Here is a 6,792-nt window from a genome sequence, read left to right as displayed (position 1 = left end):
CCTTAATTCTCTCTTTTGTTCTTTCTGGTTAGTATCCAAATTTACAGAGAATCAAACTTAAGATGTATAAAAATCATTGCCACCCTGCGGGATGTCAACGCTTCTTATACTAACCGTTGTAGTGCATTAGAACCAAACAAAATAATGAGACAAATTTTAACCATACTTCTTCTACTAATTCTTCTAATCTCTTGCAAAAATGAGGGTAAAAAAACAGAAGTTGATTCATCAAATCAAACCGAAAAACTGAATAAAAAAGTAGATGAGTACTTCTCAGCACTTAATAAAATTGGGAAATTCAATGGAGTTGTATTGGCTTCTAAAAATGACACTATAATCATTAACAGGGCATATAATTTAAATCAGGATAAAAGTAGTACTATGTATGTAACAACTGAAAGTCAATTTGATATTCATTCTGTTTCCAAGTTAATGGCTCATTACTTGATTGAAAAATTTGAGATTGAGGAAAGAATTAAAAAAAGTGAATCCATCAGAAAGTATATTCCAGACTTTCCAAACGGTAACAAAATAACCATAGAAATGTTACTCAACCACACATCAGGACTTCCAAGAAGTTTAGAGCGTGTTAAAGAAGATGAAATCAACTTGTCATCAGAACAGATAGTCGAGTACGCCAAAAAGCAAAAACTACTTTTCGAACCAGGTACAGAAAAACAATATTCTAATGTGGCTTATGAACTTGTTTATTTTGTCATTGAAGAAGTAACTAATAAAACTTTTGCCCAATGTTTGGCAGACGAAGTGTTCCAACCTTTGGGAATGAAAAATTCAGGAGCTCATTTTCACCTAAAAGAAAAGAATCTCAAAAATTTAGCAAAGAATCACGAAAAGCATAATACCGTTATTGTTCAAGTAAATAATATATTATCAGATGAACTAAAGACTGCAAGAATATTTTCAACTGCTTCTGACTTAAATAAGTTTTTGAACCATATAAAAAATGAACCTTATGCATCCTTACTGCAAAATAAATCTGATGTCATTGAAAAAAGTGGTGGTTCAGACGGAATAAGAGTCGAAATTTATACAAATCTTGAACATAATTATAATTTCATTTTTTTGGCAAATTACGAAGAGGTCCCTTTTCAGAAAACCGTAGAAGACTTTGCGAAAATTTTAGAGAATAAACCTTATGAAGTGCCTAAAGAATTGAATAGACAATCTATCGAATTATCTAATGAAATATTAAACAAATATATTGGCACTTATTCTTTCGCTGATATGGGTAATTTAGAACTGACCTTTAAAGTAGAAAACAAGAATCTAATTGTGTATCAAGATGGAGAGCAAATTGCCACCTTAAAAGCTGAATCGGAAATTACTTTTTTTGACGACCCTAAAGAACCTGAATCTTTTGAATTTATTGACAATAAAAGTGGTAGTTTCAATGTTTTAATGGGTTGGAAAGGTGTGAAACTAAAAGGAATAAAAAAATAACGCACTACAACAAAGAACTGAGTTAAAAAACAAGCAATTTTAAGCTATTCTTGAAACAAAGTTCTCATCATAGGGCAGTCCGCTTTTTGCTATGGCAAAAGCCTGTTTCAGCAACTTGTTCGACACTGCAATCAAGGCTAGCTTCTTGCTTTTGCCTTTGGGCAGAATTCTTACGAAAAGTACCTGCCGGCCTTATTGTGCCTAAATGCCGAAAATGCACATAGAAACATTAATTCCGACTATCCTCCCCCCAAAGCATTTTCTTCCTTAGGGTTTTTAAAAAGCTTTCGTCCAACAGGTCGATCATTTTAATTTTAAAACCTGCTTTTTTAATGGTGATCAGCGTGTCGTTGTCCAACGTAGCGATTCTGGAATCTAAGGACACCAAATGTTGTTCCTCCCTACCATTCACGCGTAGTTGTATTTCCGTGGAATCTGGAATAATCAACGGACGAGCACTTAAATTATGGGGTGCAATAGGGGTTAGCACAAAACTATTTGTAGTAGGGGTGATTACTGGGCCGCCACAACTTAAGGAGTATCCCGTAGAGCCCGTAGGTGTTGAAATAATTAAACCATCGCTCCAATAGGAGGTTAGAAACTCGCCATCCAAAAAGGTTTCTACGGTAATCATGGAGGTAGTGTTTTTACGGCTTACCGCTATTTCGTTTAGAGCAAAATTTAGCGGGAATATTTCATCGGTTTTGGGAGAGGTTTCGATCGAAAGCATACTGCGCTCGGAAACTTTGTACCTACCCTTGATGATGTTTTCCATGGCCTTTTCAATGTCTTCCACCTGAATGGTAGCCAAAAACCCTAGGCGACCGGTGTTGATGCCAACAATTGGAATATCTAAATTGGTAACAAAGGTAATGGCCCTTAAAATGGTACCGTCCCCACCGATACTCACCAGCAAATCAAAGGACTCGTCCAGTGTTTCAAAGGTTTCAAAAGTGTCATAAAAGGATTTTTTATGCGAGGTGGATTTTATCAATTCCGAAAAGTCGGATTCAATAAATACTTCAGCATCTTTTTTTACCAAATATATCAGTAGCGTATCTAAGGATGTTAATGTAAACTTGTTGCTAAAACGTCCAAAAACGGCAATTTTCATGTACAAATGTTTAAATATTCAAATATTTATTGAGGTAGTCCGACCGCTCTTTCAAACTTTGGGTAAAATTATCTTCTTTATGGACAGAGGCAATATTATAGCTGTAACGCCTAAAGGTTTGAATAATGTCGTTCAATCCAGTGCTACCAATTTTTAAGGTAACTTGAACCACATCGTTTTTAATTTTTGAAATAAATGCCCCTAGCAATTTGCCCCCATTGGATTCCACAATTTGACTGATTTCGCTAAACGAATAATCATTGATGCCCTTTTCAACTACTAAAACACCACCGCTTTCAAAGAAAAAGGGCGATTCATTAAAAAGGCCGATAACGTCATTTAATTCGTAGTAACCTAAATAAACGTTCTCCTCGTTTAAAATGGGCATAATATTGGTGGAATTTTGGGCAAAAGCCTCCAAAACATCCAGCCAAATCGTACTGTCCCGTACATAAAAATCTTCTATGGCATAAAGGTAATCTTTGGCCAATTTGTTGCTTTCAAAACAATGTACGTCGGTTTCAAAAAAGGTACCCATAAAAACGCCATTGTCGTCCATAATGGGCAAATGCGTGTAGGTCAATTGATTGAATACCTCTTGCAATTCGCTAATTTTACTACTACTTGGCAGAGGTTTGATGTCATTGATGACCAATTCCGAAAGTTTCATTGCTAACGACTTCATACTGCAAATTAATCAAAAAAATGCTACTTAAGCCTGTTCTACTTTGTATTTTTGTGCAGTAAAAATGAATTGATGACCAAGCTAAGTGTTAATATCAACAAGATTGCTACCCTAAGGAATTCTCGAGGGGGTGACGTGCCCAATGTGGTAGAGTTTGCCAAGGACGTGCAACGATTTGGTGCCGAAGGGGTTACTGTTCATCCAAGGCCGGACGAACGACATATCCGCTATCAGGATGCACGGGATTTGAAGCCAGAAGTATATACTGAATATAATATTGAGGGCAACCCCATAGCTTCTTTTATGGATTTGGTGTTAGAGGTAAAGCCCACGCAGGTTACTTTGGTGCCAGATGCTGAGGATGCTATTACGAGCAACGCAGGTTGGGACACTATTAAGCACAAGGATTTTTTGGTGGACGTGATTTCAGAATTTCAAAAAAGCGGGATTCGCACTTCCATTTTTGTAGATCCGGTTTTAAAACAAATTGAAGGGGCCAAGGAAACGGGTACAGATAGAATTGAATTGTACACTGAAAGTTTTGCACATCAATATGGATTGGGTAATAAAGATGGCGTAAAACCATATGCCGAAAGTGCCGTTTTGGCTAATGAATTGGGCTTGGGTATCAATGCCGGACATGATTTGTCTTTGGATAATATTGAGTTTTTCAAACAAAATATTCCAAATTTATTGGAAGTATCGATTGGACATGCCTTAGTGGCTGAAAGTCTGTATTTAGGGGTTGAAAATGTGATACAGATGTATTTGAGGAAGTTGAAGGGGTAGGTTTTCGGAGACTGAGGCTCTCGAAGTCTCCTTTTGAAATTTAGATTAAAGTGGCTTCGAGAGCCTCAGCCACCGATAAAGCTTAGATGATAATACATTCAAACATTTTAGGCGAAGGAAAACCAATGGTCATTTTGCACGGCTTCTTGGGTATGAGCGACAATTGGAAAACCCATGGCAAAAATTTTTCCGAATTGGGTTACGAAGTACATCTAGTGGACCAGCGCAATCATGGGCATAGTTTCCATGATGACGAATTTAGTTATGAGGTATTGGCGGAGGATTTAAAACATTATTGTGATGCCAAAAATTTGAAGGATATCATTCTTTTGGGGCATTCTATGGGAGGGAAAACGGCAATGTTGTTTGCAAGCCAGTATCCCGAAATGATTGATAAATTATTGGTGGCCGATATTTCGCCACGTTTTTACCCCGTACATCATCAAGATATTTTAAATGGCTTGAGTGCTTTAGATTTTGAAACCATAAGAAGTAGGGGTGAAGCGGATAAGGTTCTGAGTACATATGTGTCAGATCCCGGAACGCGCATGTTTTTGCTTAAAAATTTATACTGGGTAGAAAAAGGACAGTTGGGTTTACGCATCAATTTGGAAGTGTTGCGCGAGGAAGTCAGCGAAGTTGGTGAACCTCTACCAAGTTATGCCAGATTTGAGGGCGAAACCTTATTTTTACGTGGAGACCGCTCGGAATATATCGGTGCTGAGGATGAGCGCATCATCAAAAACCACTTTTCAAAAGCTGATATTGTAACCATTCCAAATGCAGGTCATTGGTTGCACGCCGAAAACCCCAAAGCCTTTTTTGAGGCGGTAGTCGCGTTCTTGAATTAAAAAAAACATAAATTCATTTATAATGAAACTCATTCTAAAACTTTTGCTTAACGCCGTGGCCGTATTCATTTTGGCCCATTTCTTATCTGGGGTAAATGTTGATGGATATGTTGGTGCCCTTATTGTTGCCGTTGTTATTTCAATTTTAAATCTTTTGGTAAAACCCATTTTGGTGATTTTTACCCTGCCGGCAACAATTCTTACTTTCGGCCTCTTTTTGTTGGTCATTAATGCTGTAATCATTCTTTTAGCGGATGAATTGATCTCGGGATTTTCAGTGAAAAATTTCTGGTGGGCCATCCTTTTCAGTATTCTGTTGTCCATCCTTCAGTCCATATTGCATTCGCTTTTAAAAGAAGATAAAAAGTAGCTCAAATTCAAGAGATTAAAAACTTTGCAGGGATGTAAAAATATACTAATTTTGCATCCCAATTTTGATTAGAGGATTTTAGGCTGAAATGCCTATTTGTTAAATGCCTGATTAGGCGCATATCAATAGTATGAATATTACAAGAGAAAATTTAGATGCATTAAATGCGGTAGTAAAAGTAGATATCGCGAAGGAAGACTACAGTGATAAGGTTGAGAAAATCCTATCCGATTATCGCAAAACGGCCAATATTCCTGGGTTCAGAAAAGGACACGTACCAATGGGAATGGTGAAGAAACAGTACGGAAAAGCAGTATTGGTAGATGAAGTGAACAAGTTGCTTCAAGATGCATTGAACAAATATTTAACAGAAGAAAAGTTGGACGTTTTAGGACAGCCGTTACCAAAACAACAGGACGATATCGATTGGGATGGTGACGCTTTTTCTTTTGAATTTGAATTAGGGCTTGCGCCAGAATTTGATGTTGAGCTAAAAAGCAAAAAAGCCATTACGCACTATAACATTGTGGCGGATGACAAGATGATTGACGAGCAGGTGGAGCGTATCCAAAAGCAATATGGCAAATTGGTGTCTCAGGATACTGTTGAAAAAACCAGCGAAATTACTGGAACGTACACCAATGAAGCCGAGGAAATTGACAATAAAGTGACCTTGACTTTGGATAAATTCAAAGGAAAATCTACTGAAAAGCAATTTATTGGTGCAAAAGTGGGGGATGTAATTACCCTAAACACAAAAGGGTTGTATGAGGATGATCATGAGTTGATGCATGCTTTAAAGGTAGAGCACGATAGGGCACATGGTTTGGATATTGAAGTACAATTCACTATTAATGAAATCAACACTCGGGAGTTGGCGGATTTGGACCAAGAATTGTTTGATAAATTGTTCGGGCCTAAAGCGGTGACCTCAGTAACGGAAATGAAGAATAAGATTAAGGAAGATGCCGAAAAACAGTTTAAACAGCAATCTGACCAGAAATTGTTAAACGACGTTACCGAGTATTTGGTGGACAACACGAAATTTGACTTGCCGGCCGAGTTTTTAACCAAATGGATGCAAGCTTCTGGTGAAACCGAATTGGATGAGGCTCAGGCAAAAGAAGAATATGAAAAGTCTGAAAAAAGCTTGAGATACCAGTTGATCGAAGGGAAATTGATTCAGGATAATGACATCCAAGTCACAATCGAAGACATCAAAGGGCACGCCAAAGAGATGATAAAAGCACAGATGGCGCAATTTGGTCAGTTAGACCCTTCGGATGAAGAATTGGAAGGTATTGCCGCTAGAGTTCTTGGAAACCAGGAAGAAGCGCGTCGTATTTCGGAACAATTAATTAGTCAAAAATTGATTGCTTTATATAAAGAAAAAGCCAATTTAAGGACTAAGGAATTGAGTTACGAAAAGTTTGTTAAAGAAGTTTACGGCGATAAATAATAAAATATATATTCATTATATTTATGCGCTTGAACGGTTGACGTTCAAGCGCATTTTTTTTAT

Annotated in this window: 7 protein-coding genes and 1 pseudogene; 5 read left to right on the top strand and 3 right to left on the bottom strand. The window is 37.3% G+C overall.

Annotation, left to right across the window (positions count from 1 at the left end):
• Nucleotides 1-144: 144 nt before the first annotated feature.
• Nucleotides 145-1,461 carry a serine hydrolase domain-containing protein gene (locus ACFSR8_RS08145; RefSeq protein ID WP_380290869.1) on the top strand — a complete coding sequence of 439 codons (1,317 nt, stop codon included), beginning with the start codon at nucleotides 145-147 and terminating at the stop codon, nucleotides 1,459-1,461.
• A gap of 39 nt (nucleotides 1,462-1,500) precedes the next feature.
• Here ACFSR8_RS08145 and ACFSR8_RS08140 read toward each other — a convergent pair.
• The 3 genes and pseudogenes from ACFSR8_RS08140 to ACFSR8_RS08130 form a co-directional block, all read right to left on the bottom strand.
• Nucleotides 1,501-1,694 (bottom strand): annotated as a pseudogene (locus ACFSR8_RS08140) (IS110 family transposase); the annotation flags it as partial.
• Nucleotides 1,691-2,575: an NAD kinase gene (locus ACFSR8_RS08135; protein WP_380290867.1), complete on the bottom strand. Its 885-nt coding sequence runs from the start codon at nucleotides 2,573-2,575 to the stop codon at nucleotides 1,691-1,693. The pseudogene ACFSR8_RS08140 and the gene ACFSR8_RS08135, both read right to left, overlap by 4 nt.
• Nucleotides 2,576-2,585: 10 nt before the next feature.
• Nucleotides 2,586-3,245, bottom strand: coding sequence for a CBS domain-containing protein (locus ACFSR8_RS08130; protein ID WP_380290877.1), 660 nt, complete (start codon nucleotides 3,243-3,245; stop codon nucleotides 2,586-2,588).
• An 87-nt stretch (nucleotides 3,246-3,332) separates the two neighbouring features.
• On the opposite strand from ACFSR8_RS08130, the gene ACFSR8_RS08125 reads away from it, so the two are divergent.
• The 4 genes from ACFSR8_RS08125 to tig all read left to right on the top strand — a co-directional run bounded on the left by ACFSR8_RS08125 (nucleotide 3,333) and on the right by tig (nucleotide 6,729).
• Nucleotides 3,333-4,049, top strand: coding sequence for a pyridoxine 5'-phosphate synthase (locus tag ACFSR8_RS08125; RefSeq protein WP_380290865.1), 717 nt, complete (start codon nucleotides 3,333-3,335; stop codon nucleotides 4,047-4,049).
• Nucleotides 4,050-4,135: 86 nt separating this feature from the next.
• A complete protein-coding gene (locus tag ACFSR8_RS08120; protein WP_380290863.1) occupies nucleotides 4,136-4,900 on the top strand; it encodes an alpha/beta fold hydrolase in 765 nt (254 codons plus the stop codon).
• 22 nt (nucleotides 4,901-4,922) lie between these two features.
• Complete coding sequence (locus ACFSR8_RS08115; protein WP_186557944.1) at nucleotides 4,923-5,270, top strand: phage holin family protein; 348 nt, start codon at nucleotides 4,923-4,925, stop codon at nucleotides 5,268-5,270.
• Nucleotides 5,271-5,400: 130 nt separating this feature from the next.
• A complete protein-coding gene (gene tig / locus ACFSR8_RS08110; RefSeq protein ID WP_380290860.1) occupies nucleotides 5,401-6,729 on the top strand; it encodes a trigger factor in 1,329 nt (442 codons plus the stop codon).
• Nucleotides 6,730-6,792 lie beyond the last annotated feature (63 nt).

This window comes from Hyunsoonleella rubra (assembly GCF_042684665.1).
GTDB classification, from domain to species: domain Bacteria; phylum Bacteroidota; class Bacteroidia; order Flavobacteriales; family Flavobacteriaceae; genus Jejuia; species Jejuia rubra.
The sequence above is the reverse complement of the archived record's forward strand: the minus strand, read 5'-3'. Positions and strand labels throughout refer to the sequence as shown.